Origin of the sequence: Vibrio sp. RM-41-2B, assembly GCF_024744415.1 — a bacterium.
GTDB classification, from domain to species: domain Bacteria; phylum Pseudomonadota; class Gammaproteobacteria; order Enterobacterales; family Vibrionaceae; genus Vibrio; species Vibrio diabolicus.
The window spans coordinates 1-25,153 of sequence record NZ_JAMQWD010000056.1; the positions used below are offsets into that span (position 1 = coordinate 1).

22 protein-coding genes and 1 tRNA gene are annotated in these 25,153 nt (G+C 44.9%); 8 read left to right on the top strand and 15 right to left on the bottom strand.

Going from position 1 to position 25,153, the window contains the following annotated elements:
- Nucleotides 1–79 precede the first annotated feature (79 nt).
- A tRNA-Tyr gene (locus NB463_RS22920) sits at nt 80–164 on the top strand.
- A 427-nt stretch (nt 165–591) separates the two neighbouring features.
- On the opposite strand, the gene NB463_RS22925 is transcribed toward NB463_RS22920, so the two are convergent.
- Nucleotides 592–1,464, bottom strand: a complete 873-nt coding sequence (locus NB463_RS22925) for a Tim44 domain-containing protein (protein ID WP_046874203.1) — start codon at nt 1,462–1,464, stop codon at nt 592–594.
- Between the two features lie 378 nt (nt 1,465–1,842).
- On the opposite strand from NB463_RS22925, the gene NB463_RS22930 reads away from it, so the two are divergent.
- From NB463_RS22930 to NB463_RS22940, 3 genes are all read left to right on the top strand, one after another.
- Nucleotides 1,843–2,433: a TetR/AcrR family transcriptional regulator gene (locus NB463_RS22930; protein WP_258431600.1), complete on the top strand. Its 591-nt coding sequence runs from the start codon at nt 1,843–1,845 to the stop codon at nt 2,431–2,433.
- 13 nt (nt 2,434–2,446) lie between these two features.
- Nucleotides 2,447–4,321, top strand: coding sequence for an MFS transporter (locus NB463_RS22935; protein WP_046874204.1), 1,875 nt, complete (start codon nt 2,447–2,449; stop codon nt 4,319–4,321).
- Between the two features lie 116 nt (nt 4,322–4,437).
- Entirely contained in the window at nt 4,438–5,373 is a 936-nt protein-coding gene (locus NB463_RS22940; protein ID WP_104974325.1) for a YeiH family protein, read from the top strand.
- On the opposite strand, the gene NB463_RS22945 is transcribed toward NB463_RS22940, so the two are convergent.
- From NB463_RS22945 to NB463_RS22975, 7 genes are all read right to left on the bottom strand, one after another.
- Nucleotides 5,363–5,551 carry a hypothetical protein gene (locus NB463_RS22945; RefSeq protein WP_012842016.1) on the bottom strand — a complete coding sequence of 63 codons (189 nt, stop codon included), beginning with the start codon at nt 5,549–5,551 and terminating at the stop codon, nt 5,363–5,365. The genes NB463_RS22940 and NB463_RS22945 overlap by 11 nt on opposite strands.
- Before the next feature lie 100 nt (nt 5,552–5,651).
- The gene (gene menE, locus NB463_RS22950) at nt 5,652–7,079 is read right to left on the bottom strand and encodes an o-succinylbenzoate--CoA ligase (RefSeq protein WP_258431602.1); all 1,428 of its coding nucleotides are present in this window, start codon (nt 7,077–7,079) and stop codon (nt 5,652–5,654) included.
- Complete coding sequence (gene menC, locus NB463_RS22955) at nt 7,064–8,053, bottom strand: o-succinylbenzoate synthase (RefSeq protein WP_005390552.1); 990 nt, start codon at nt 8,051–8,053, stop codon at nt 7,064–7,066. Before menC ends, menE begins: the two co-directional genes overlap by 16 nt.
- A gap of 126 nt (nt 8,054–8,179) precedes the next feature.
- On the bottom strand, nt 8,180–9,046 hold the full coding sequence (menB, locus tag NB463_RS22960) for a 1,4-dihydroxy-2-naphthoyl-CoA synthase (protein WP_139059564.1): 867 nt from the start codon (nt 9,044–9,046) through the stop codon (nt 8,180–8,182).
- Entirely contained in the window at nt 9,039–9,866 is an 828-nt protein-coding gene (gene menH, locus NB463_RS22965; protein ID WP_258431604.1) for a 2-succinyl-6-hydroxy-2,4-cyclohexadiene-1-carboxylate synthase, read from the bottom strand. The genes menB and menH overlap by 8 nt, the downstream gene beginning before the upstream one ends.
- Complete coding sequence (gene menD / locus NB463_RS22970; protein ID WP_258431605.1) at nt 9,853–11,571, bottom strand: 2-succinyl-5-enolpyruvyl-6-hydroxy-3-cyclohexene-1-carboxylic-acid synthase; 1,719 nt, start codon at nt 11,569–11,571, stop codon at nt 9,853–9,855. The genes menH and menD overlap by 14 nt, the downstream gene beginning before the upstream one ends.
- Nucleotides 11,568–12,875, bottom strand: coding sequence for an isochorismate synthase (locus NB463_RS22975; RefSeq protein ID WP_258431606.1), 1,308 nt, complete (start codon nt 12,873–12,875; stop codon nt 11,568–11,570). The genes menD and NB463_RS22975 overlap by 4 nt, the downstream gene beginning before the upstream one ends.
- A gap of 217 nt (nt 12,876–13,092) precedes the next feature.
- Here NB463_RS22975 and NB463_RS22980 point away from each other — a divergent pair, with 217 nt between their 5' ends.
- The 3 genes from NB463_RS22980 (at nt 13,093) to NB463_RS22990 (ending at nt 16,320) form a co-directional block, all read left to right on the top strand.
- On the top strand, nt 13,093–14,307 hold the full coding sequence (locus NB463_RS22980) for a pyridoxal phosphate-dependent aminotransferase (RefSeq protein WP_258431607.1): 1,215 nt from the start codon (nt 13,093–13,095) through the stop codon (nt 14,305–14,307).
- A gap of 90 nt (nt 14,308–14,397) precedes the next feature.
- Nucleotides 14,398–14,982 (top strand): 5'-deoxynucleotidase, encoded by a 585-nt coding sequence (yfbR, locus tag NB463_RS22985; RefSeq protein ID WP_047009477.1) that lies wholly within the window; start codon nt 14,398–14,400, stop codon nt 14,980–14,982.
- 15 nt (nt 14,983–14,997) lie between these two features.
- On the top strand, nt 14,998–16,320 hold the full coding sequence (locus NB463_RS22990; protein ID WP_005390538.1) for an anti-phage deoxyguanosine triphosphatase: 1,323 nt from the start codon (nt 14,998–15,000) through the stop codon (nt 16,318–16,320).
- A 6-nt stretch (nt 16,321–16,326) separates the two neighbouring features.
- Here NB463_RS22990 and NB463_RS22995 read toward each other — a convergent pair whose 3' ends face one another.
- Nucleotides 16,327–16,941 carry a tRNA-uridine aminocarboxypropyltransferase gene (locus tag NB463_RS22995; protein ID WP_257082821.1) on the bottom strand — a complete coding sequence of 205 codons (615 nt, stop codon included), beginning with the start codon at nt 16,939–16,941 and terminating at the stop codon, nt 16,327–16,329.
- Between the two features lie 3 nt (nt 16,942–16,944).
- Here NB463_RS22995 and rrtA point away from each other — a divergent pair, with 3 nt between their 5' ends.
- Nucleotides 16,945–17,496: a rhombosortase gene (gene rrtA, locus NB463_RS23000; protein ID WP_005390532.1), complete on the top strand. Its 552-nt coding sequence runs from the start codon at nt 16,945–16,947 to the stop codon at nt 17,494–17,496.
- A gap of 98 nt (nt 17,497–17,594) precedes the next feature.
- Here rrtA and NB463_RS23005 read toward each other — a convergent pair whose 3' ends face one another.
- From NB463_RS23005 to clpP, 6 genes are all read right to left on the bottom strand, one after another.
- Nucleotides 17,595–17,879: a ComEA family DNA-binding protein gene (locus NB463_RS23005; RefSeq protein WP_031780151.1), complete on the bottom strand. Its 285-nt coding sequence runs from the start codon at nt 17,877–17,879 to the stop codon at nt 17,595–17,597.
- Nucleotides 17,880–18,103: 224 nt separating this feature from the next.
- A complete protein-coding gene (ppiD, locus tag NB463_RS23010; RefSeq protein WP_258431608.1) occupies nt 18,104–19,963 on the bottom strand; it encodes a peptidylprolyl isomerase in 1,860 nt (619 codons plus the stop codon).
- Between the two features lie 201 nt (nt 19,964–20,164).
- Nucleotides 20,165–20,437 carry an HU family DNA-binding protein gene (locus NB463_RS23015; RefSeq protein WP_005382341.1) on the bottom strand — a complete coding sequence of 91 codons (273 nt, stop codon included), beginning with the start codon at nt 20,435–20,437 and terminating at the stop codon, nt 20,165–20,167.
- A 191-nt stretch (nt 20,438–20,628) separates the two neighbouring features.
- The gene (gene lon / locus NB463_RS23020) at nt 20,629–22,980 is read right to left on the bottom strand and encodes an endopeptidase La (protein ID WP_005390529.1); all 2,352 of its coding nucleotides are present in this window, start codon (nt 22,978–22,980) and stop codon (nt 20,629–20,631) included.
- 129 nt (nt 22,981–23,109) lie between these two features.
- A complete protein-coding gene (gene clpX / locus NB463_RS23025) occupies nt 23,110–24,390 on the bottom strand; it encodes an ATP-dependent protease ATP-binding subunit ClpX (protein ID WP_005390528.1) in 1,281 nt (426 codons plus the stop codon).
- Between the two features lie 70 nt (nt 24,391–24,460).
- Nucleotides 24,461–25,087, bottom strand: a complete 627-nt coding sequence (clpP, locus tag NB463_RS23030) for an ATP-dependent Clp endopeptidase proteolytic subunit ClpP (protein ID WP_005382347.1) — start codon at nt 25,085–25,087, stop codon at nt 24,461–24,463.
- Between the last annotated feature and the right edge of the window lie 66 nt (nt 25,088–25,153).

Below are 25,153 nucleotides of genomic sequence, written 5' to 3' on the forward strand. Positions count from 1 at the left end.
TTTCTTGTGTTTTTCCTTTAAACATAAGAACAACTTGGAAGCTAGGTTGGGAAACTAACATTCAAGTATAAAACATCCTGGAGGGGTTCCCGAGTGGCCAAAGGGAGCAGACTGTAAATCTGCCGGCACTGCCTTCGATGGTTCGAATCCGTCCCCCTCCACCATATTGAAAAAGCCAGCTCATTGAGCTGGCTTTTTTCGTTTCAGACTCTTGATAAAGTAACAAGCCCTTCCTTATTTAACCCAACTTCTTCGCTATTCTCCCTCTGTTTGGATCCTACTTTAACAACTGGGCCGAAGCGAATCTCCGATGGACAAAGTTCGGATCTGGTCGTTGTAATACAAACAATGAACTAGCACTTTGTCCTTGTTTTATCGCAATGACCATAATGTGAATGCTAAAAACATTCAGTAAAACACTTGAGGACGGGCTAGCAAAAAAGATATTCGGCAGAGTTAAGCGCGAGCCATGATGAAGGCTCCACCTGGAAGGTTTTATAAAAATATCTTTCGTAGATACAAACGACAGATACAAAAAATCCCGCAGGGGGTGCGGGATTTTTATTAGTGACTAAATTGGTTTAAAGGTGACTAGCCTTGAATACCAACAATTAACCATGGTGCATTAGGCACAGTCAGGTCACGCTCTAGGTGCCAGATATCTTCGATTTCTTCTTCAACACCTTCTACTGTGTCACGGTAACGACCGCTAAACTGTAGGCTAAGCTGTGCTTTATTTGCATCGTAATCGGCACGGACGATCTCTGCATCAACGTACATTACATCAGTATGCTGCTCACCGTCGAGCTTCGCGCGCTCTGCTTTCAGATCTTCAAACAAGCTTGGAGAAACATATTCTTCAATGGTTTCCAGTTGATTGTGATTCCACGCACCTTGCAGGATTCGGTAGTGTTCACGAGAGCCGTTAATAAACGCTGCTTGGTCAAAGCCTGGTGGGTAGTTATGTGGTACGTCCGTTTGAGCGCCGAAACCACCAAAGCCACCATTATTTGTGTTTGGCTGTTGCTCAAAGTTTTGCATGTTTGGTTGCTCAAACTTAGATGCGTTACCACCAAATGCAGGTTGCTGACGATGCTGGTTCATACTGCCCTGCTTCGCACCTAGCATACCGCGCATTAATTTAAAGATGACAAAGGCAATCAAACCAATAATTAGGATATCCATAAATTGGATACCTTCAAAAGCACCGCCAAAGAATGCAGCAAGTAGACCACCAGCAAGAAGTCCGCCTAGCAGACCACCCATTAAGCCTTTTTTACTTGAAGACTTCGCCGTCTGATCTTTGCCGACCGTATTGGTGTTTTGTTGCTGTTGTTTTGGTGCTGGCGCTGTTTTGTAGCTCTTACCGAAAGACTTACTGCCACCAAACTTCTTCGCTTCCGCGATAGGCGTTACAGCAACGGTAAACATCAACAGAGCAACAATAGAAAATAAACGTTTCATCGTTATCCTTAAAGTTAGCTATCTAAGATTGTGCTCTATCAGACGAAACAACGATTGTTTCAAACAGTAGCACGCCAAAGATGATTGTTACGTCATCATACTCTGTATGCCTGTTGATGAAAACAGCTTACAGAAGCTGACATGTATCAGAATATTGCCAAAGATACAGACTGCTCTCGGTTAACTTCGAGATACTTGGTTCGTTTAGAAATGCTTGGAATGAACTCGCTACTACTCGGGGATGTTTTACTTGAATTAGAATCAGTGACACAGCTCAGAATCCTGCACCTTGACGTCACTTGAGTATATTGCCTTGTTGACGGTTAATAGGTAGCTGACTATCATATTGAACGATGTTCAATAAAGCAGTTTGAGAGTATGGCGCGCAGAAACGATCACACCAGAGAAGAGTTAGTGAATTTGACTTTAACAACAGTCAAAAACTTTTTAGATGAGAATTCTTACCACGAACTCAGTCTTCGTAAAATCGCTAACATGATTGGTTACGTGCCAAGCACATTAGTCAACATTTTTGGCAACTATAACCTGTTACTTTTACACGTAGTCGCGCAAACTTTAGACGAACTCTCCCAAGAAGCACTGAAGGCGACCAATAGCAGTAAAGACTCTCATCAAGCTCTATTTGAACTGGCTTATTGCTACCACGATTTCGCTCAAAAGCACCCTTACCGTTGGCAGTTAGTGTTCGAGCACAACATGAATGGTGCAGAGCTTCCAGAATGGCATGCCAAACGTATCGACGGGATGACAGGAATGCTGGAGTCACTATTGGCTCAAATCGCACCACATCGTACCGAGTCCGAAGTGATTCAAGCGAGTCGAGTGCTTTGGTCTGGCGTACACGGTATTACTTTACTCAGTGTTGATGATAAATTTTTCTCTAGTGAACCAATTGATGGTAAAGAATTAATCAGTAACCTGCTTTCTAACTACATCACAAACTGGTAACAAAGGATTATCCATGTCGTCCGACAGACAGCCGTCCTTACTTACGCAAAGAAAGTTCCTACCCTATTTCATTACTCAGTTTTTTGGCGCTTTCAACGACAATATTTTTAAAAACGTTTTGCTGCTGTTTGTCGCCTTCGCGGGATCCAGCGCACTACCTATTTCGAGCAACTTGTTCATCAATTTAGCGGCTGGCTTGTTCATTCTACCGTTCTTTCTATTCTCCGCTTCAGCTGGCGTATTAGCCGATAAATATGAAAAATCATGGTTTATTCGCAAGGTAAAGCTGTTTGAAATCGCCATCATGCTTTTGGGCGCCATTGGTTTTATAACCGAAAGTTATGGTGTGCTTTTGCTGCTACTGTTCTTAATGGGCACACAGTCAGCATTCTTTGGACCGGTTAAATATGCCCTTTTGCCCCAAAAATTAAACGCAAAAGAGTTAGTGCCAGGCAACGCCCTTGTTGAAGCTGGTACCTTTATCGCCATCCTTATTGGTACCCTAGGTGCTGGAATTATCGCCTCAGCAGACAACGCAAAATACCTTGCCGCATTTTGTGTCGTACTCTTTGCATTATTGGGATATTTGTCGAGCCGCTCAATACCCTTTGCAGCCGCCAGCGCACCTAATCTTTCTTTTCGTTGGCAACCGTACAAACAAACTAAACACACGCTATCCATCGCAAAATCAGATCGTGTTGTTTTTCAATGTATTATGGCGATAAGCTGGTTTTGGTTTTTAGGCGCCGCCTATCTAACCCAGTTCCCGAATTTCACCAAGATTTACTTAAATGGCACCGAGAGTGCGGTGTCTTTCTTGCTAGCTCTGTTTTCCATTGGTATCGCGCTGGGGTCGCTACTTTGCAATTGGATCTCAAATCATCGTATCGAAGTCGGTATTGTGCCTATTGGCGCACTTGGCATTACGGTATTTGGGTACTTGATGGCAACCTCCATTCCAAGTGACCTACCTATCTTCCATAACTTTGTAGACTTCTTTAGATATGAGCCTTTTTGGCCATTATTTTTCTATCTATTGATGATTGGCGCCTCTGGCGGGCTGTTTATCGTACCGCTTTACGCATTAATGCAACATAGAGCAAAGGAAACCGAGCGCGCACAAGTCATCGCAGGGCTCAACATCTTTAACTCTCTGTTTATGGTCGGCAGTGCTGTCTTAGGTATTGTGTGCCTGAGTGTCATCAAGATGACAATTCCTCAGCTGTTTGCATTGTTAGCCATTTTGAATTTCTTGGTCGCCGCTTACATTTTTTTGCAAATACCGATATTCGTTGTCCGTTTTGTGGTTTGGATGCTAACTCACACTATTTATCGAGTGAAACATAAAAACCTACATAACTTGCCAGAACAAGGCGGTGCGTTGATCGTATGTAATCACGTGAGCTATATGGACGCCTTGCTACTTAGCGCAGTATGCCCAAGGTTGATTCGTTTTGTGATGGAGGAAGATTACGCCAACCTACCTCCACTAAGACGCTTTTTACGCAGAACTGGGGTAATTCCGATTTCAGCGAGTAACAGAAACTCCATCAGGCGTGCATTTAATGATGTAGAAACCGCATTAAGCGAAGGACATATCGTCTGTATTTTCCCAGAGGGGAAATTAACCTCAGACGGTGAAATGAATGAATTCATGCGTGGCATTGATATTATTCTGCGTCGCAGCCCAGTACCTGTCATACCCGTGGCACTCAAAGGCTTATGGGGAAGCTATTTCAGCCGCGCGAAAGGCCGCGCATGTTGTGGCTTACCGACTCGATTTTGGTCAAAGCTAGAAATTGAGGCCGGACAGCCGGTTCCACCAAATGAAGCAACGGCAAAAACGATGTTCGATAGAGTGCATCAACTTAGAGGCGACTGGCGATAAAAATACATTTGAACACATGTTTAGAATAACTGAACATGTGTTCAAATCATTAAGACAAACTGACCACACTCAGTGCGATATACTCTCGCTTTCATTCACAACAGCGAATAAAAACCTTGAATAGAAACTACCTCTTGTTTGGATTGGCGTTACTCTTTTGCTTAACCCCTTTTGTCTCCTCTCCTATTGCCCTAGTTATTGGTTTTCTACTCGCAAGTTTTGGTTTTGTGCCTTCAGAACTGCCCATTGCTTCTTTTACTAAAAAGCTGCTGTCCTACTCGATTATTGGTTTAGGCTTTGGCATCAACTTTGAGCAAGCACTCTCTGTCACGTCGGATGGTATCGGTCTGATTATCGCCACGATTGCGGGCACACTGATCATAGGCACTATCATTGCCAGAATAATTAAGTTGGAGCGAGTAACCGCATACTTAATCTCGTCAGGTACAGCAATTTGTGGTGGTAGTGCAATTGCCGCTGTAGCACCAGCGATTAAAGCAAAAGACGAACAGATTGGATTAGCACTGGCAACGGTATTTGTCCTAAACTCCATCGCACTATTCGTGTTTCCTGTGGTTGGGCATGCTTTAGGGCTAGATCAACACACATTTGGTACATGGGCCGCGATTGCTATTCATGACACTTCTTCTGTTGTTGGGGCTGCCTCAGCCTACGGTGAAGAAGCGCTAACTACAGCAACAACGTTAAAACTCGCACGAGCTTTGTGGATCATCCCTGTCGCACTGATCAGTGCCGTAATCTTTTCGAGAGACCAGAAAGAGAATGGAACGAAAAAGTTAGTTATTCCTTATTTCATTTTTTGGTACTGCGCAGCCATCGCGTTTAGCGACTTCTTCCCTCAATTTGAAATGGTCTATCACGGTATTTTCGTTGGAGCGAAACAAGCTTTGGTGGTGTGCCTGTTCCTGATTGGTTGCAGCATTTCAATTTCGAAGCTGAGGTCTGCTGGAGCTAAGCCACTGTTGTTTGGTGTAACTCTGTGGGTGTTGATTTCAACCACTTCTCTAAGTTGGTTATTGTTTAGATATTAGTGGTCTTCTCATCGTGTTGAGATGACGACGGCTCAAGTTTGCTGTTTTTGTATGTAACAACCAATGCGATAGCGATCAAAAAGGCCGTCAGCTCTGCAAGAGAGCGGGCGAGCCCTTCACTGCTTATTGCAATACCAATTTGTAGTGCTACCGCCGTAATTAATACTAGCTTTACCATCCTGAACCTTATGCCTTTTCTCTCTTCGAAGAAGCATAATTATAATTCAGAGTTATAAGGATACGAAATTCCCTTTCTGACTAATACATAGCAAAATTGACTAATGCTGAATTGATGGTAATAGCCACTCCTTCACTGCCTTCCGAGAAACTTTGATCCCACTTTCTAGTAGCACTTGTGGCATTAAATGGTATTCCACTGGCCATTTAAACTTCTCTAATTTGGATTGCAAATGCAGGTCATATTCCGCTTTGCTGCGCAAATCATTGGTCTGAATCACAGCAACAGGGCGATGACCAAATTCCGCATCTTCGACTGGAACCACTATGCTCTGCACCACACCATCAATTTGGTTCAACGCTGCCTCAATCTCTTCACAATGAATATTCTCACCACCAGAGGTAAATTGATTGTCGGCACGGCCGATGATCTTTAACTCGTCACCTTGCCACTCACCAAGGTCCTTGCTGTCAAACCAGCCTTTCTCATCCAGAAACGGAGTAACATGACCTTGATGAAAATACCCTGCCGCTAATGTTTTACCACCGACAAAAATGCGTTGGTCAACCAACTTTATCTTACGGTGATTCAATACATGTCCAGCATTACTGGTACTGTCAATTCTCTTTGCGGTAACGGTAGAGGCTGCTTCCGTCATCCCATAACCTAACCACGCCTCAATCCCTCGTCCTGTTGCTCGCAACGCCAACTCGTGAGCAACGTGGCTGCCGCCCAATAGCACATGCGTCAATGACAAGTGAGCATCATCATCCAATAGCCGTTTGAGCTGCGTTGCAACCAAAGATGCGTGTGACACGCCCTGAATATCTTCGACAAGTTTTCCTGTACCGATTTTCAATGTCGCTCCGACATATAGCCAACGATATACAATCGCCAATCCAGAGACGTGATAAAGCGGAAGCGACAATAGCCAAGAATCTTGCTGAGTGAAAATGAACTCTTGCAACAAGCCTTCTGCGGATGCAAGGTGTTGTCGATGTGTATGAACCACAGCTTTAGGCTCCCCTGTCGAGCCAGAGGTAAATACCACTGAAGCGAGCCTGTCATGGTGATAGGCATCTTCAATCACCGCATCACGCTCTTGTTGTGAAACTAAGGGCGGTGAAAGCAATGTTGCCTTGAGTTTTTGTATATCATGTCCAGAAAAGGTCGAAGCGCACTCCTGAGCAAACCAGATAAACCGAGTTTGTTCAGGTTTATAAAGGGTCGCAAGTTTACTCTGTAGCGTATCGAGTGGTTGTACCATGGTCAGCGCGGCAAGTGCGCCTAACTGCTTGGAAGCAAGATAAAACAGCAGAGTTTCGACTTGGTTTTTACCTACCAAAGTCAGCACATCTCCCCGCGTTACGCCCAAGTCATTCAAATAGTGAGCGTATTGGTCAATACGTACTGAGAGTTGTTGCCAGTTTAATGTTTCTGTTGGTGTCTTGAGTGCAATAGAAAAAGGGCTCGTTTGAGCCCAATATTTCCACGGTGCCTTCGTAACATTGTCTATGCAGAATGCCACACAATCTCCTGATCTTTCAGAGGAAGAACGGGAAGTTCACACTTAGGCCAGCCTTGCTCTAACTGAGCTTTGAATAGGCCAATCGTATCCAAACCTGGAACTTCATCAGGCAGCTGCCATTGGGCAAAGCGCGCTAATTGCGTTAAACCGAGACTGGATTCAATGCTCGAGCTAATAACCGCTTTCATCCCCAGTGACTTCGCCTTCTCTATCAGTGTAATACAAAAATCCACCGAACCAATGAGTGTGGGCTTGATGATGATCGTTTTCACACCAGTTAGATCTTCAAGACGGAAATCCTCTCGACGAACCGCATCTTGCAACGTTTCATCCCAAGCAATCGCAATACCAGTATTGATAGCAAAAGAGAGACTATCGCCAGGAGAGCGGCACGGCTCTTCCAAAAAGGTAATGCGCTGACGCAGAGACGGAGTAATGTATTTAGCAAACTGCTGCGCTTTTTCTGGTGTCCAAGCGCGGTTTGCATCAAGTCGAAGCGTTAATTGAGGGATAGATTCAAGGAAAAGGTTCACAAGCATGCCATCCCGAATTGGCTCATAAAGCCCGACTTTTACTTTCGCGACTTTCTCGCCTTCCATTTCGTTCAGCTTTGGAATGAGCTCGTCTGGGTCACCAGTACACAGCGGCGCTGTTTGATACTTACCTTGTTGGGGCAGGCCACCAGCTAACTCTAACTGTGCCATCGATAAACCAAACGCGACCGATGGATACATGTTGGCGTAATCCACATCCAATCCTGCTACCCAACGCTCCGCTTGTTCTTGTAGCTGAATACCAGCATCTTCGGTGCTCTCTAAACTAAAACCAGGAAGAGGAGCGACTTCTCCAAGCCCTATTTGGTCACCTTCAGAAAGCGCAACAACATAACCAACACGTTCAGTTAGCTTATTGTCTCGCAGGATGACACCACTATCCATGGGCAAGCTATAACGATAAATTTTCGCTTCACGCATAATTCGAGTCCTATGTAATGCCGTATATTTGAGCGTTCTGGCGAGCAATCCCACCAGCCTCCCTGAGGGCGAGGTGCTCAGGAAAAATGGAACAGAGGAGCTAAAACACTCCTCTTTTTATACGGATTATGGGTTACGAGGGAATTTGTCGAAGTCTGGGCGACGTTTCTCGTTGAATGCGTTACGACCTTCTTGTCCTTCATCGGTCATGTAGAACATCATCGTTGCGTTACCCGCAAGCTCTTGAAGACCTGCTTGACCATCACAGTCCGCATTCAATGCAGCTTTCAGGCAGCGTAGCGCCATTGGACTATGCTGAAGAACTTCACGACACCAACGAACAGTTTCTTTCTCTAGCTCTTCTAGCGGCACAACCGTGTTGACCAAGCCCATGTCTAACGCTTCTTGCGCGTTATAGAAACGACATAGGAACCAGATTTCGCGTGCTTTCTTCTGGCCTACGATACGAGCCATGTAAGACGCGCCCCAACCACCATCAAATGAACCCACTTTAGGGCCCGTTTGACCAAACTGCGCGTTGTCCGCTGCAATTGTTAGGTCACACATCATGTGCAGTACATGACCGCCGCCAACAGCCCAGCCGGCAACTGATGCGATCACAGGTTTTGGACAAGTTCGAATATCGCGTTGGAAGTCCAATACGTTTAGGTGGTGTGTACCTTGCTCGTCTTTATAGCCGCCGTAGTCGCCACGGATCTTCTGGTCGCCGCCAGAACAGAATGCGTCTTCACCTAGACCTGTCAGAATGATCACGCCAACACCAGAGTCGTAACGCGCATCTGCTAACGCATCAATCATCTCTTTTACTGTTTGAGGGCGGAATGCATTACGCACTTGTGGGCGTGCAATGGTAATTTTCGCGATACCATCTTCAGATTTATGGTAGTGAATATCCTCGTATTTCTCGCCGCAATCTTTCCATTGAACCGGAGCGTAAAGTTCTTCTTCAGAAATGCCTACTGTTTTAGCCATGGTGATTCCCATTGTTCTCGTTACTCTCACCAAAGTGAGATTGAATTATTTGCTTAATATGCATCGCAAATTGTTGGGGCTGCTCTTGATGAACGTTATGTCCTGCGCCTTCAACTTGTCGATACGCCAACCCGCTACGTTGTGCCAGTTGGCTAAATTTTTGGTCTTTCGCACCACACAAGTAATACATCGGTATATTCTGCTTTTTCAGTGTGGGCAACAAATACGCCTGCTTGGCTAACGATGTTGCCATCAGCATGCTCGAGACCGCCGAGCCAAGATTATCACTTCGCTTCGCAATTAATGTTTGTCTTTGCTCATGGTTTAGTGAAGAAAACACCGCTTGCTGATACCAATCGTTCAAAACACGTTCAAGTGGTTCAGTTTTGAAACGCTTTGCCCAGCGAACATCATTCTCCAATCTCACCTGTTTCTCTGACTCAGTTTGAAGCCCGAAGTTTCCCCCTTCAACAATTGCGCCCACAATATTGAGATCTGAGAAGCATTGATTGGCAATACCATGCATCGCAATACGGCCGCCCATCGAGTAACCAATCAAAATAAGTGGTTGTTGTGAGGGAAATAATAAAGATAGTGTGGAATTAAGAAGTTTGCAGCAATCATCGAAATCGTTGCACTTTGTAAACTGACTGCGACCATGACCAGGAAGGTCTATAACGACTCGTTCAAACTGAGTCAGCTCATCCAAACAAGCTTGCCAATCAGCACCACTTCCTAAAAAGCCATGCAAAAACACCAGAGTGGGAAGGTCGCCACTTTGGTGTTTTTCAGTTGAAGAGAGACGCTCAGAGTGAAGCATGCAGGCTCTTATTAAATGCCTTTATCAACTCTGCGGCTTGGCTTGGTGAGGTTTGAACTTCCACCAGCAGTGTGCCTTGGCCGCTCGACAGGTGCTCGGCAACCATTGCTTGATACATTTCTAACGTAGTTGGCTTCTCATACTTTAAACCAAACTGTTTGGCTGCATGTTCAAACCGATAACCGTGGGGCATTTGGTAGTACGCAGTGCGATGCTCCTGAGGCACCGGTAACATATCGAAAATTGCGCCACCATCATTGTTTGTGACCACAAGCACCGTCGGCAGTTTATTGTGAGAAAACAGAGCTAGTGAATTGAGATCATACAGTGCTGATGTGTCACCAATATACATCAGTAACGGATTACCTCTTGCTCGCTGCACACCTGATGCGGTAGCAAACAAACCGTCAATTCCTGACGCGCCTCGGTTAGTGAACACTTCTACATCATCAAGTTTGCCGTACATATCGACAAGTCGAACAAACAAACTGTTACCCAAAAAGACATCAGCGTTTTTAGTGCGCTCGTTGATGTCTGCTGCCAACGCAATTTCGTCAATGGCAGAAGCTGAATCAGATAGGAAAGCTTCTTCGATACGTTGATGAACTCGCTTAACTCCATTCGCTAACCTATCAGCCCACCCAGCAAATATTGGCTTCTCAAAGCTAATGCGAGAAACCCAAGTTTGAGGAAGTTCAACCCAGTGCATTTGCGCCAGATGATTTTGGTTATTACGGTCCATACGCGGTGAGATATACCAGTATTGAACGTCTTTACTTTGTTGATTTTGCGAAACTTGTTTATCAATCCACTGGTTCAAACGTTTGGAGATGATTCGGCTACCAAATTGGATAATAAGTTCACAAGATTCAAGCTCGTTTGCGAACTCGGGAAGTTGAAGCCATACATCGTAATGCGCCCAATCCGAACTGAGACCACTTTGCTGGTCTGCAAATACTGGCCATCCCATCTTTTGTGCAAATGCCTGCGCCGACTTCGCTTGTTCAAGCGGTAAGCTGCCAATCACAACCAAGCCTTTTTTATCCGCACAAGACGGGATTTTCGCCTGTGACAAGTGGCTAAAACGCTGGGTATAACTACCACTTCCTTTTCGCCATCCGGCTACCGAGTCTAAGTAGGTTTGATAATCCGCTTTTGCACCGTTGGAATACAAAGGTTCTGGAAATGCACAGTTAATATGAACAGCACTGCCTTGCAGCTGCTGAGTAAACATCACTTCGTCAACAGAGGTCAGCAACCAATTAAGCGATGTTGTTAAAGTTGGGCTTGGTAAATTCAAGCTGGCCGAGACATGATGTGAAAAAATACCCAACTGGTTAATCGCTTGGTTTGCGCCACAGCCAACGAGCTCCATCGGACGATCCGCAGTGAGCAGCACCAGCTTTTCACCAGTAAGCCTAGCCTCCGCAACGGCTGGTAATAAGTTCGCCACTGCCGTACCAGAGGTAACGATGATTGCCACTGGCTCTTGAGTAGCTTTCGCTAAACCAAGAGCCATAAAGCCGAGACCACGCTCATCAAAGTGAGTATGAATAAAAAAATTGGACTGTTCTGCCGCCTCTAAAGTTAAAGGAGTAGAACGAGAGCCAGGAGCGATACAAACATGCTTAACGCCAAATCGCTGAAGCTCAATCAATATGGTTTCTGACCAAATTCGATTGAGCACCGCTTGGTCATGATTCATGATGCGACTCCCAACGGGGGGTGATCAGAAATCAGCGTAAGTAACGTCGACATTTTCTTATCAAGTTCCGCCCACTCATGCTCTGCTACAGAGCCTGGCACAATACCTGCGCCCGCAAACAGTTGTACTTGGTCACCGAGCACAAGCGCACTTCTGATCGCGACACAAAACTCTGCTCGTTCATGGCTTATGTACCCCATTGACCCCGCGTACCAGCCGCGTGCAAAGGGCTCATTATCAAGAATAAACTGCATGGATTCTTGTCGAGGTAAGCCAGCAACCGCCGCCGTTGGCTGAAGCGCCGATAACAACTGAACACCGTTTATTCCCGTCTTTAGGCTCGCGTGAATATTTCGCTTGAGGTGTTGCACTTTTCGTAGCCTAACCAAACTTGCCTCGGCCTCCACTTCAACCGCTTCGGAATGTGGTGATAGGCGATCAATAATATCATCAACTACATATTGGTTTTCGTTGAGGTTCTTTTGGTCTTGGGATAACCAATTCGCCAACTCCATATCGTGAGTGGCATTGTCCCCTCGACCAATCGTGCCTGCTAACGCTTCGGTATGAAGTTCGTGCCCTACGCGAGAATACAAACGTTCTGGCGTAGAACCCATAAAGCTGTGTTTGCTGTCTAAGCTCAGCATGAAATGGAAACTATGATGGTTATTTAAGTAACTCGCTTTCAGCAACTGTGCAGCACTTAATGTGTTATCAAGCTGCACGGTAGAGCGACGCGCCAATACCACTTTCTTAAAATCATCATTCTTTATACCAGTCAGAACTTTATGAACTAACTCATTCCATTGAGGCTGACTTGGCGTATGAACAATAGAGCGGATGTGAGAAGAAATCGGAGCTAAGGTCGCGACCTCACAAACCAGTTTATTCAGTCCTGCTAGGGTTCGTGCTTTGTCTTCTGAAATATTAACTGCGAGAGACCATTGTTGGTCAAAACGAATTAACTCAATTTGAGGCAAAAAGAAGAAAGAAGGCATACAGCGACGATTCTTCTCATGCTGGCCGTCAAAAGAGCGTCCGCCCCAGACTCGTTGCCCTTCACCTAGAATGGTATAAGCAGGGCCTGGCTCAACAAAAGCGTGTAATTGCCCTAGTGCAACGACCTCTTCACGAGTATCGCGGGACTGCCAGTAAAATTTAGGGAAAAGTGGTTGTGCATCAAGCCAATCAATAAATGAGAAATTAGGTTTCTCGCTCAGGGGCTCGACCAGACGTGTTTGATTGCCTTCCGCTTGCTGAACTCGCTCGATAATTCTCTTTACGGCTTGATGGAACTGTGACAAATCAACCTCGTAGTATGTGAGGATAAATGGTAACTGACGGCTACTCTAAGTTTAGACCCAAAGCAAATCAAGGTCGTATGCGATCTTTTGCAAAATCCTGTGATAGCAAACGAGCAAAACTTAACCAGCAAACAGATAATTTACAGATATATATTCTAATAAAAAACAAATTATTGTATTTTAATAAAGAAATTAACGAATTTTTAGGAATTATACAATGCAAAATATCGGGATGTCGTCAAAACTCGATAATGTCTGCTACGACATTAGGGGTCCTGTACTCAAACATGCTAAGCGCATGGAGGAAGAAGGGCATAAAATCCTAAAGCTAAACATTGGTAACCCTGCCCCATTTGGTTTTGACGCCCCTGATGAGATTTTAGTCGACGTGATTCGTAATCTGCCGACTTCTCAAGGCTATTGTGATTCCAAAGGCATTTACTCTGCTCGTAAAGCCGTGGTTCAACACTATCAACGTAAAGGTATCCGCTCTCTAGATGTCGAAGATGTGTATGTGGGTAACGGCGTGTCTGAGCTGATCGTGATGGCCATGCAAGCGCTGTTAAATAATGGCGACGAAATGCTAATCCCAGCACCTGATTATCCGTTGTGGACAGCTTCAGTTGCACTATCAGGCGGTAAGCCGGTTCATTACCTATGTGATGAAGGTGCAGACTGGTACCCAGATCTTGAAGACATCAAAAAGAAAATCACACCAAAGACACGTGGCATTGTTCTGATCAACCCGAACAATCCGACAGGTGCGATATATAGCCGTGATTTCCTACTTGAAGTGATTGAAATCGCGCGCCAGTACAAACTGATCATTTTCGCAGATGAGATCTACGACAAAGTGTTGTACGACGGTGCAACACATACCTCAGTCGCAACACTCACTGAAGACGTGCTCGTCATGACATTCAATGGCCTTTCAAAAGCCTACCGCGTTTGCGGTTTCCGTGGTGGCTGGATGTTCCTAACGGGGCCTAAACATCTAGCTCAAGGGTACGTGAATGGCTTGGAGCTGCTTTCATCGATGCGTTTATGTGCAAACGTACCAATGCAACATGCAATTCAAACTGCGCTAGGTGGATACCAGAGTATCAATGAACTGATTTTACCTGGCGGACGCTTATTAGAGCAGCGCAATAGAGCGTATGAACTGATCAATCAGATTCCTGGTGTTTCTTGTGTCAAACCTAAGGGTGCTATGTACCTCTTCCCGAAAATCGACACAAAAATGTACAACATCAAGAACGATCAGCAGATGGTTTTAGATTTCTTAAAACAAGAGAAGGTCTTACTGGTGCAAGGTTCCGGTTTCAACTGGCCAAAACCAGACCATTTCCGCATAGTTACACTGCCACACGTTGAAGATCTAGAAATCGCCATTGGACGTTTTGAAAGATTCCTATCAACCTACAGCCAGTAATGAATCACTGGTAGTAATTAGTGCTGATCTCTCATATGCTTAGAGGAACTCCTAGTGAGTTCCTTTTTTACACCAGAAACGGAGAAAGCCATGAAAGAAAGCCATTTTTTCGCTCACCTGGCTCGAATGAAGCTGATCCAACGCTGGCCTTTAATGCGGTCCGTCTCACCAGAAAACGTTTCAGAGCATAGCTTACAAGTTGCTTTTGTCGCTCATGCCCTTGCCCTAATTAAAAACAAAAAGTTCGGCGGCAACCTTAATCCAGAACGCATCGCGATTCTTGCTATGTACCATGACTCCAGCGAAGTATTAACGGGTGACCTTCCAACCCCAGTGAAGTATTACAATCCTGAAATTGCCAAAGAATATAAGAAGATAGAATCGGCAGCGGAACAAAAATTACTCTCAATGTTACCGGAAGAGTTCCAAGATGATTTTGCCCCCTACCTTCTTTCCCACTCTGCACACGAAGAGGACGCAAAAATCGTCAAGCAAGCCGACTCCATCTGTGCCTATTTAAAATGTCTCGAAGAACTAAGCGCAGGCAATCATGAGTTCGCTCTGGCAAAAAAACGCTTAGACATCACTTTGCAAGAACGTAGAACGCCTGAAATGGATTACTTCCTCAATACCTTTGCCCCAAGTTTCGAATTATCGTTAGATGAAATCAGTTAGCTTACGGAGATAATCGTGTCGTTTGAATTACACCCGCAATGGCAAGAGCGCCATGATGATGAGCATAAAATACGTCGTGACGACCATCGAAGTCCGTACCAAAGAGACCGAGCGCGCATTCTTCACTCGGCTGCATTTCGACGCTTACAAGCAAAAACCCAAGTACACGGCAATAGCTTGGAAGACTTTCACCGCAGTCGGTTAACACACTCCTTAGAAGCGTCGCAACTCGGGACCGGTATCGTCGCCCAGTTAAAGAAAAAACAACCAGAGTTCCGTGATCTATTACCATCAGACAGCTTAATTGATTCATTATGTTTGGCGCACGACATCGGGCATCCTCCATACGGTCATGGGGGAGAAGTCGCTCTAAACTACGTAATGCGCGAACATGGCGGCTTCGAGGGGAACGCCCAAACCTTTCGTATCGTCACTAAGTTAGAGCCTTATACCGAGCATTTCGGAATGAATTTATCACGCCGCACACTGCTTGGTTTGATTAAGTACCCTGCCCTCATTAGTCAAACACGCTCCGTCAAGTTACCTCAACCAGCCGAGCACCAACGTAAACTAAAAGCAAAAGATTGGAGCCCAGCTAAAGGCATTTATGATTGTGATAAAGACTTATTTGATTGGGTAATTGCACCGCTTTCTGACAACGACAAGGCATTGCTTAGCTTAATGCGCTCAAAACCAGAATCGGAGTTTGAGCACAGTAAAACGCGTTTTAAATCACTCGATTGCTCAATCATGGAGCTAGCGGACGATATCGCCTACGGCGTTCATGATTTAGAAGATGCAATCGTGCTTGGTATGGTGACACGTCAGCAATGGCAAGAAGGCGCAGCAAGTCAATTAGCGGACTGTGGCGACCCGTGGTTTGAAGCACATATCGATTCCATCGGACAGATGCTATTTAGTGGTAAGCATCATGAGCGGAAAGATGCCATCGGTGGTATGGTTAACGCCCTGCTGACCAGCATTTCAATTAAGGCGGTGGATGAGCCTTTCAATAATCCATTACTGTCTTGGAATGCGTGTTTAGAGCCACAAATGGCACGAGCACTTGACGTACTCAAACACTTTGTCAGTACTTTTGTTATCCAAGTCCCGCAGGTCCAGATCGTTGAATATAAAGGTCAGCAAATTATTATGGACATTTTTGAAGCGTTAACAGCGGACCCAGAGCGCTTGCTGCCTGTTCATACAAAAGAACTGTGGTGCCAAGCGAAAAGCGAGAGCAATAAGATGAGGGTCATCGCCGATTACATTTCTGCTATGACCGATGGTCACGCGCAAAAGCTGCACCGTCAGCTATTCTCTTCCATCGTTCTTTAGTAACACTCAACCTTTCAAGTAATTCTTTTCAAATACGCCCGGCGGCATCTGGGCGATTTGGAATTCGATCATCTTTTCAAAGGCATGCATAAGCGGTGTAAAGTCTCTCTCGGGTTCAAGCAAGCGAAGCGAATGATAACCTGCCTCGACTGTCGATAAGCTATTCTCAGAGGGCGCTTTACGAATAGTGTAATGCCCTTGTAATTGCTTCGGTAATTGCACGGTTGGGAGTGGATGTAAATTGCTAGAAAGCCGCCACATTTTGTACGCTTTTTTCCACGTCCCATCGAGCAAAATCAAACGTATTTTCTTAGATACACTACGGCTCGCTTGATTAATTTCAGAGATGCATCGTGACTGTTCCGATGGGTAAAGAACAAAATGTTGATATGATTCATCCGCCAACAAGTGATTTAAGACATCATCACCAGAAAAGTCCTCTCCTATCAGACAAATACAGTTATCTAAACTCAAATTGAGAATCCGTGCCGTACCAAGCGGACGATGTTCTTCACTCGTGTGCTGAAGAATGATAAGTTCTACCTCGCTTGCCAACGGTACAATCCATTGGCAAATACACGCTTTTTGCGATTTTCCACAACGAGAACAATAACGAGACATAGAGTGAACCTTTATACCTTGCTGAGTATTATCAGCGTGATCTGTTTGATACTTCAATTCGAACCAATGGCAAGCCTAACCGAGTGGCACAGCTACAATATACGCCATGGCGAATGGTGGCGAATCGTAACAGGAAATCTCACACATACCAACTTTGCGCACTTAGGGATGAACCTGGCAGGATTGTGGATCATTACTTTTATTTTTCGTCCAAGCACTCGCAACTTCCTTATCGTTTTCTCACTCTTGTGCGCATTTGTTGGCGCAATGAATTTGTTTACCAACATGTCGGTGTACGTGGGATTATCTGGCGTACTACACGGACTATTTGGATTCTGGGCACTCAGAGAAGTCTTTGAAAGCAGAAGAAGCAGCTTGTTGTTGGTCGGCGGGCTTATTGCCAAAGTAGCATGGGAGCAGATCTATGGTCCATCAAGCAGCACTGCTGCGCTTATCGGCGCAAACGTTGCTATTGATGCTCATTTATTTGGCGCACTCGGTGGGTTAACAATGGCTCTAATGGAAAAAGGCTTTCGCCGTCGTTTATTCGGTTAAAAAATCCCGAACCACGAAAGAGGGGTTGGTTCGGGAAAGCAGTAATAGGGAAACAGATATTGTTCTGAATTCAGACTCAATATCTGAAATACATCAAGCTACAGTAAAATGCGGTCTTCGTTTTTCTTAACTGTCGCTTCACCAATGCCTTTTACGCTCTTCAAATCTGCTGCCGTTTTAAAAGGGCCATGCTCCTCGCGGTAGTCCACGATACTCTGCGCTTTCTTCTCACCAATACCTTTCAACATGGTCGCTATTTCTTCAGCAGAGGCCGTGTTGATATTTACGGTAATTTCAATTCCTTCATATTTGTCAGTGGCTGAATCCGCAGCCATGCTAAAAGGCGCAAAAACAAATAAGCACAATGTCAAAATCCATTTCATATTGAACATACAATCTCCAAAATAGTAGGCTAAAACTAGTCATCGGGAGCAAGTCACTATCAGTTAACAAACCTAGATGACCCGATATTCGCAATGACTGGTATCACTTAAACGCGCACTAATTTAAGTAATGCTTATTGATGATTGAAGTTAATAAAGACAAAAATAAAACGGACCGCTTATGCGGTCCGTTTTAGTTAACATGCAAATTACACTAATTGTGCTTAGTTGCTCACAATAAAGTACTCAATGTCAGTGTTTGCGCGCAGTACTGCTAGCACAGATGATAGGCCTTGCTGAGAAGATGCACGCTGCATTTGCATCGCAACTTGCTCTTCTAAATCACTATCTAGCTCAGCATTTACAGCATCAAGCTCGATGATAACAATGTTACCTTCAAGATCTTTAGACTGACCATATACTGGCTTACCATCGACTGGTTTTGCCATCGCGAATACCGTTGTTGCCAACGGAGAACGGCGATCTACTGTCTCTTGTTCACCAAATTCAAGGTTGTTTTCAGCAAGCACATCTGTCTTACCTTCTTTCAATGCAGCAACAACCTGTGTACCAAGTTCCATCGCATCTTGCTCACCCTTAACGCGAGAAAGCTCTGCAATAACCTGATCTTTCACTTCTTCTAGTGGAAGAACCGTCTCATCACGTGCATCTTCAACACGAACCACAATAATATGTTCAGGTGCAACTTCGATAGCTTCAGAGTTTAAGCCATCTTCTTTTACTTCAGGGCTAAGGATAGCTTGCATTACCGCAGGGTTACGAAGCACTTCAGGTGCGTCAACTTGAGAAATAAAGTCCGTTGTCTTCACTTCTTGGTTAACGGCTTGAGAAGCGTCATACAATGAATCTGGGTATTCAAACGCTACGCGTTCAAGCTCACTTTGTAGCTCGTAGAATTGATCAACCGCTTGTTGGTCAACCATTTCTTGTTTGATTTCAGCGGCTACTTCTTCAAATGGCTTCGCCACAGAGTCTTTTAGCTCTTTAAGCTTGATAATATGGTAACCAAAGTCCGACTTTACTAGACCTGACGTATCGCCTGGATTCTTCAACGCGAATGCCGCTTCTTCAAAAGCAGGGTCCATCACATCACGCTCAATCCAACCTAAGTCACCGCCGTTTTCAGCACTGCCAAAATCGTCAGATCTCTCTTGAGCAAGCGTCGCAAAATCTGCTCCCGCATTTAGCTCATCTAAGATAGCCTGCGCTTTTGCTTCATCGTCCCCTTCTACAAGAATGTGAGCGACACGGCGCTGCTCTTCTGAAGAATATTTGTTTAAGTGCTCATCGTAGTACTTTTTCACCTCAGCGTCAGAAACATTAACTTGTTCCTTTAGCGCTTCAGCAGACAGTTCGATATAAGCGACTTTAACCTGCTCTGGGCGAGTAAAGTTGTCAGGGTTTGCTTTGTAGTACTGTTGAATTTCTTCGTCAGTCAATTCAATGTTTTTCGCAAACTCTGCTAAGTCGATTTTAATCGTGCGAATATCACGAGTTTGAGTGAACAGCTTACCTTCTGCCTGTACTTCACCTGGCAGAATAAATTCACTGTTTTGTAGTGCATTCAGCAGTTGTTCACGAACCAATTCACGACGCATGTACTCAGCAAAAGAGTCTGGCGAAAAGCCTGCACGACGCAGAGAAGCTTGATAGATCTCTTGATCGAACTGACCATTAGATTGGAATTGAGGCATGTCTAGAATCATGCTGCGAACTTGAGTGTCGCTGATTCGCAGACCTAAAGCTTCTGCTTGTTGGTCAAGCAACACGTCATTGATCATTCGATCTAAAACGGATTTGCGGAAAGATTCAACATATGCAGGGTCAGCCAGCATTTGAGAGAAGTAGTCACCCAACTGAGCTTGCATACGGTTACGCTCATTTTGGTATGCCATCTCGAACTCACCACGAGGAATCTCAGTGTTACCGACTTTCGCTGCAGAGTTGTTGTTACCACTAACGATGTAGCTACCCACACCTGCAAATACGAAAGACAGGATGATAAGCCCAAGGATAATTTTGACCGCGATGCTATTCACGCCTTCGCGTAGTCGATCCATCATAATTTAACTGCTCTCCACAATTGAAGCCTACTGCTTCTATCTAATAGAAATAATGGCGCAATAATATCAGAAAAAGAAATGCGCATCAGTATGATGCGCATAATTTAAGAAAGTTCGGCTCGAAGTTTGTAAATTTTTGTTCGAAACTTATTGTTTGAGCAAAAGTTAAGCAAATGGCCGGTTACAGAATTAACGCTGTGATTAGTTACAAGCGTCTTTCAGTGCTTTACCAGCTTTAAAAGCTGGTACTTTTGCTTCTGCGATTTGGATTTCTTCACCAGTTTTTGGGTTACGACCAGTACGTGCAGCACGAGTACGAACGCTGAATGTACCAAAGCCAACTAGAGCAACTTGATCACCAGACTGAAGAGTACCGCTTACTGCTTCGATGAATGCATCTAGAGCACGACCCGCTGACGCTTTAGAAATGTCTGCATTTTCTGCGATTTGTTCTACTAACTGAGTTTTATTCACTGTAATTTCCCCTTTGTGTCATCTGTGATTATTTTTGTGATGACTTTCGTTCCATTGTTAAGAAAATATGCTCCATCCCTTATTCGTCAAGGGCTGGCAGCTATCGAAACTAACTTAGCGCCCAAAAAAAACGCTGACAAGCCTTTTTAGACTTATCAGCGTAAACTTTTACTTATTTTTGCTGCACATCACTATTTTTGAGACTCAAACTCAACGCCCGTCGGGTCTCGCTCTAGTGCGACTTTCAGTACTTCATCAATCCATTGTACAGGGATGACTTCCAGATCAGCGATAACATTATCAGGAATCTCTTCCAAATCACGCTCGTTGTCTTTTGGAATTAGCACAGTCTTAATGCCGCCACGGTGTGCCGCAAGTAACTTCTCTTTTAGGCCACCGATAGGTAGGACTTCACCACGCAGTGTGATTTCACCCGTCATCGCTACCTCTGCTTTCACAGGATTACCTGTCAAAGCAGAAACCAAGGCAGTACACATTGCAGTACCCGCACTTGGGCCATCTTTTGGCGTCGCGCCTTCAGGTACGTGCACGTGAATATCTTTCTTCTCGTAGAAGTCAGTATTGATACCCAGTTTTTCTGCACGAGAGCGAACTACTGTCATTGCGGCTTGGATAGACTCTTGCATCACGTCACCAAGAGAGCCCGTTTGCGTCAGCTTACCTTTACCTGGCATGGATTGAGTTTCAATCGTTAGCAGGTCGCCACCCACTTCTGTCCAAGCAAGACCTGTCACTTGACCAATTCGGTTACTTTCATCCGCTTTACCGTAATCGAAACGTTGAACACCCAAGTACTCTTTTAGGTTGTCCATCGTTACCGTGACTGACTTGATGTCTTTATCCAGCAAGATGTTCTTCACGGCTTTACGGCAGATCTTAGAGATCTCACGTTCTAAGTTACGGACACCCGCTTCACGAGTGTAATAACGGATGATGCCAATAATCGCAGAGTCTTCAATGATGATCTCATCCGGTTTTAGACCATTGCGCTTCACCTGCTTATCAACAAGGTGACGTTTTGCAATGTTCAGCTTCTCGTCTTCGGTGTAACCAGATAAACGAATAACTTCCATACGATCTAACAATGGACCTGGAATGTTCATCGAGTTCGAGGTTGCAACGAACATAACGTCAGAAAGGTCGTAATCCACTTCTAAGTAGTGATCGTTGAACGAGTTATTCTGTTCAGGATCAAGTACTTCTAGTAGCGCTGATGCCGGATCGCCGCGCATATCTGAAGACATTTTGTCGATTTCGTCCAATAAGAACAATGGGTTCTTCACGCCAACTTTCGACATCTTCTGGATTAATTTACCTGGCAATGAGCCAATGTAAGTACGGCGGTGACCGCGAATTTCTGCTTCATCACGTACACCACCCAGCGCCATACGAACGTACTTACGACCTGTAGCAGAAGCAATTGAACGACCAAGAGACGTTTTACCCACACCTGGAGGACCAACAAGACAAAGGATTGGACCTTTTAACTTATTGATTCGGTTTTGAACCGCCAAGTATTCAAGAATACGCTCTTTTACGCGCTCTAGACCGTAGTGGTCTTCATTAAGAATCTCTTCTGCTTTCGCTAAATTTTTCTTAACTTTTGAGCGTTTAGCCCAAGGCACGCTGACCATCCAATCGATGTAGCTACGAACCACTGTTGCTTCGGCAGACATTGGAGACATCATCTTAAGCTTTTGCAGCTCTTGCTCAGTCTTTTCACGTGCCTCTTGAGGCATTTTTGATTCGTCAATCTTCTTCTGCAGCGTTTCGAACTCGTCTGGTGCGTCTTCCATCTCACCAAGTTCTTTCTGAATCGCTTTCATTTGCTCATTCAGATAGTACTCACGCTGAGATTTTTCCATTTGCTTTTTAACGCGACCACGAATGCGTTTTTCAACTTGCAGCAAATCGATCTCTGATTCCATCTGGCCCATTAGGAATTCCAGACGCTCAGTGACATCAACAATTTCAAGTACTTGCTGCTTATCCACCAGCTTCAACGGCATATGAGCTGCAATAGTATCCGCTAAGCGAGCCGCTTCGTCGATACCGTTGAGTGAGGTGAGAACTTCTGGTGGAATCTTCTTGTTTAGCTTAATAAAGCCTTCAAACTGATTGATCGCACTGCGAACAATCACTTCTTGCTCACGCTCATCCAATTCTGGCGTAACCACAAATTCCGCTTCCGCTAGGAAGAAGTCACTCTCTTTAAAGTGATTGATTTTCGCACGTTGCTGGCCTTCAACCAGTACTTTTACTGTGCCATCCGGAAGCTTCAGTAGCTGGAGAATGGTGGCTACCGTACCTACTTCAAATAGGTCGTCAACCGTAGGCTCATCAGTATCAGCTTGCTTTTGTGCCACAAGAAGAACTTGTTTGTTGGTTTCCATCGCCGTTTCTAAACAGCTAATCGATTTCTCACGACCAACAAACAATGGAATAACCATGTGCGGGTAGACCACTACGTCACGTAGAGGTAGTACCGGGATCTCGATACGCTCGGAACGTTCCAAGTTCATATAATTCTCTCTTCCGCTTTCACGTTTACGTATTACTTATCGATTTATATGGGGGCTAATTGTTTGGATTCAATAAGAGAAATAAAAAAAGGAGGTAATTACTTACCTCCTTTTTCATTACGGCTGAATTTATTCTGCTCCAGCGGCCTGATTGTCTGAGTTGCTATAAATAAGCAATGGCTCTGACTCACCATTGATGACGGACTCATCAATCACGACCTTACTTACGTCTGTCGCAGATGGCAGTTCGTACATGGTTTCCAGTAATACGCCTTCAAGGATCGAGCGTAAACCACGAGCACCTGTTTTACGCTCCATTGCTTTCTTAGCGATAGCGCGCAGCGCATCTTCTCGGAACTCAAGTTCGGCGTTTTCAAGCTCAAACAATGCTGCGTATTGCTTGGTTAATGCGTTCTTCGGTTCACATAGGATCTGAATCAACGCTTCTTCATCAAGCTCAGTCAGTGTTGTTGTCACAGGAAGACGACCAATGAATTCTGGAATGAGTCCGTACTTCACTAGATCCTCAGGCTCAACCTGAGTAAATAGCTCACCCACGGTCTTCGATTCGTTTTTAGAACGAACTTCAGCACCGAAGCCAATACCTGTACCTGTTGCAACACGCTGCTCAATCACCTTATCTAGGCCAGCAAATGCACCACCACAGATGAACAGGATCTTCGACGTGTCCACTTGTAGGAATTCTTGCTGAGGGTGCTTACGACCACCTTGAGGTGGAACCGATGCAACCGTACCTTCGATAAGTTTTAGTAGCGCCTGCTGAACACCTTCACCAGATACGTCACGCGTAATAGATGGGTTTTCAGCTTTGCGTGAAATTTTATCAATTTCATCAATGTAAACGATGCCGCGTTCAGCTTTAGCTACATCGTAATCACATTTTTGCAGAAGCTTTTGGATGATGTTTTCAACGTCTTCACCCACATAACCAGCCTCGGTTAGTGTGGTTGCGTCTGCCATTGTAAACGGCACATCCAAGAATCGAGCTAATGTCTCAGCAAGTAGTGTTTTACCGCTACCTGTTGGGCCAATTAGAAGGATGTTACTTTTACCAAGCTCTACACCTTCACTCGTTGTATCACCATTGCGTAAACGCTTGTAGTGGTTATATACCGCAACTGCGAGCACTTTTTTCGCGTAATCTTGCCCGATCACATAGTCATCAAGGTGTTCACGGATCTGTTTTGGCGTTGGTAACGCTTCAGATTCTTTCTTAGGGAGAACATCCTTGATTTCTTCGCGAATAATATCGTTACATAAGTCGACACACTCGTCGCAAATGTACACTGACGGACCTGCGATTAGCTTGCGAACTTCGTGCTGACTTTTGCCGCAGAAAGAACAGTACAGCAATTTACCGCTGCCACTTTCTTTGCTTTTATCTGTCATTCGCTAACCTCTTAGCCTTTACTCTTCATGAATGAGTGTATATCAATTTTTGCCAAAATGCGCTGGCTAATTACTCGCCGCGGTGGCTTAACACTGCATCCACGATACCGTATTCCACAGCCTGCTCTGATGACATGAAGTTATCACGATCAGTATCGCGCTCAATGACTTCAAGAGGTTGGCCAGTATGTTCTGCTAACAACTTGTTTAGCTTCTGCTTAATGGTCAGGATTTCCTGAGCATGGATTTGGATATCAGAAGCTTGACCCTGGAAACCACCCAATGGTTGGTGGATCATTACACGAGAGTTAGGCAGTACGTAACGCTTACCTGGCGCACCACCTGCAAGCAGGAAGGCACCCATTGAACATGCTTGACCCATACATACAGTGCTCACATTTGGCTTAATAAACTGCATGGTATCGTAGATAGACATACCAGCTGTTACGCTGCCGCCTGGCGAGTTGATGTATAGGAAAATATCTTTATCTGGATTTTCAGATTCTAGGAAAAGTAGCTGAGCCACGACAAGGTTTGCCATGTGGTCTTCCACTTGACCCGTTAAAAAAATCACGCGCTCTTTCAGCAGACGTGAGTATATGTCGTAAGAGCGTTCGCCTCGGGAAGTTTGTTCAACCACCATTGGTACTAGCGCGTCCATAATTGGCGACATTGCATTTTTTTCTTGGTAGCTCATATTCTTATGTCCCTAAAATAAATGGCCCGGATGATGACTATCATACGGACCATTGTTAGCAGAATA

Coding starts and splice junctions, on each gene's coding strand:
- NB463_RS22945 (WP_012842016.1), bottom strand. CDS start 5,551: ATGGTAAAGCTAGTATTAATTACGGCGGTAGCACTACAAATTGGTATT.
- clpP (WP_005382347.1), bottom strand. CDS start 25,087: ATGAGCTACCAAGAAAAAAATGCAATGTCGCCAATTATGGACGCGCTA.
- ppiD (WP_258431608.1), bottom strand. CDS start 19,963: ATGATGGATCGACTACGCGAAGGCGTGAATAGCATCGCGGTCAAAATT.
- NB463_RS23005 (WP_031780151.1), bottom strand. CDS start 17,879: ATGAAATGGATTTTGACATTGTGCTTATTTGTTTTTGCGCCTTTTAGC.
- menB (WP_139059564.1), bottom strand. CDS start 9,046: ATGGCTAAAACAGTAGGCATTTCTGAAGAAGAACTTTACGCTCCGGTT.
- NB463_RS22925 (WP_046874203.1), bottom strand. CDS start 1,464: ATGAAACGTTTATTTTCTATTGTTGCTCTGTTGATGTTTACCGTTGCT.
- lon (WP_005390529.1), bottom strand. CDS start 22,980: ATGAACTTGGAACGTTCCGAGCGTATCGAGATCCCGGTACTACCTCTA.
- yfbR (WP_047009477.1), top strand. CDS start 14,398: ATGAAAGAAAGCCATTTTTTCGCTCACCTGGCTCGAATGAAGCTGATC.
- NB463_RS22930 (WP_258431600.1), top strand. CDS start 1,843: ATGGCGCGCAGAAACGATCACACCAGAGAAGAGTTAGTGAATTTGACT.
- NB463_RS22935 (WP_046874204.1), top strand. CDS start 2,447: ATGTCGTCCGACAGACAGCCGTCCTTACTTACGCAAAGAAAGTTCCTA.
- menC (WP_005390552.1), bottom strand. CDS start 8,053: ATGCGTGAAGCGAAAATTTATCGTTATAGCTTGCCCATGGATAGTGGT.
- clpX (WP_005390528.1), bottom strand. CDS start 24,390: ATGACAGATAAAAGCAAAGAAAGTGGCAGCGGTAAATTGCTGTACTGT.
- NB463_RS22995 (WP_257082821.1), bottom strand. CDS start 16,941: ATGTCTCGTTATTGTTCTCGTTGTGGAAAATCGCAAAAAGCGTGTATT.
- NB463_RS22980 (WP_258431607.1), top strand. CDS start 13,093: ATGCAAAATATCGGGATGTCGTCAAAACTCGATAATGTCTGCTACGAC.
- menD (WP_258431605.1), bottom strand. CDS start 11,571: ATGAATCATGACCAAGCGGTGCTCAATCGAATTTGGTCAGAAACCATA.
- menH (WP_258431604.1), bottom strand. CDS start 9,866: ATGCTTCACTCTGAGCGTCTCTCTTCAACTGAAAAACACCAAAGTGGC.